The 1,209-nt window shown below is 61.8% G+C and carries 1 protein-coding gene; it reads right to left on the reverse strand.

From position 1 onward, the window contains the following. Positions 1-17: 17 nt before the first annotated feature. Positions 18-1,034, reverse strand: coding sequence for an IS110 family RNA-guided transposase (locus AC07PA_RS32625; RefSeq protein WP_494610354.1), 1,017 nt, complete (start codon positions 1,032-1,034; stop codon positions 18-20). Positions 1,035-1,209: the final 175 nt, after the last annotated feature.

The following is a 1,209-nucleotide window of genomic DNA, read 5'->3' on the forward strand; positions in this document are numbered from 1 at the left end:
AGGTTCTATGGTTCGCGTCAACCTGATTGACACCCGATCTTGGCCGGATCGAACGCCTGTCCGCTTTTCCATACCGCAAAGGCGATGCGCAGCAGCTTGCGTCCCAAGATCATGATGGCTTCGGTGGTCGTGAATCCCTTGGCCCGTATGGCTTGGTATACCGCCTTTAGGGCTTTGCTGCGTGTAGCTGCCAGACCCGCCAGGAATATCTGGCGACGCAGCAGTGCCGGCCCTTTCTTGCTCAGTCGCCTGCGCCCTCGCTTGGCACCAGAGTCGTTGGGCCGCGGGTCCAGGCCGCTGTAGGCGACCAGGGCATCGGCGTTGGCAAAGGTGATCCTGCTGAGCAGCACCGTCAGCAGTGCGCCTGTCTGAAGCCCGATGCCGGTGATGGTTTGCAGCTTCTTGTAGCCCTGGGCCATTTGCTCATCGCTGTCGATCAGGCGCTTGATCTGGGTGTCGATGGCTTTCAAGAGCCCCTCAAAGGCCGTCCTGAGCTTGCCCATGGCATTGCCCGGTACCTCGATTCCCATGAAGGACTGGCTCAGCGCCGAGCGGTGTGTCGCCAGCTGTGCGCGCCGCTTGAGCAGCCCTTGCAGTTGCTGCTGCAGCACGCTGCCGGGTTGCCAGGGGTGCAGTTGTGCATGGTGCTCTGCCAGGTAGCGGGCAATGATTGCTGCATCGACGCTGTCTGTCTTGGCCCGTGCGCCAAGGGCTCGCGCATAGAAGAAGACGTCGCGGGCGTTGAGCACATACACCTTCAGGCCCACTTGTACGCACAGGTGGGCCAGCAGGGCGTGGTAGCGGCCTGTCGACTCCATGGCTATCTGTGCCTGGGCGGGGATGGTGCGCAGCCAGGCGCGCACTTTGGACGTGTTGTTGGGCACGCAGCGAGGCGGCTGGCCTGCCTGTGCTATCACCAGTTCGTTCTTGGATACATCCACTCCAATGAACACGGCAGAGGCTTGCATGACGGTACCTCCAATCAAGATAATGGTCTCGTCGGGGTGTAGTCCATCTCCCTGGTTGGCTTGCATTCAGTTCGGTGGTCGCGCTAGCGCAGGGCTTGGAGCACAGCACAGCGCGCCGCTCAGTTCCTGATCGACGCTGGGAGGTGGGGCGGGAGACAACTCGCGCCGTCGGTCAATGGTCGTTGCCGATGCATCGCAGAGTCCCTCCACCCCGACGCCTCAACCATACAAGCATCGCAGG

It is taken from the genome of Acidovorax sp. GW821-FHT09B03, from assembly GCF_059418305.1.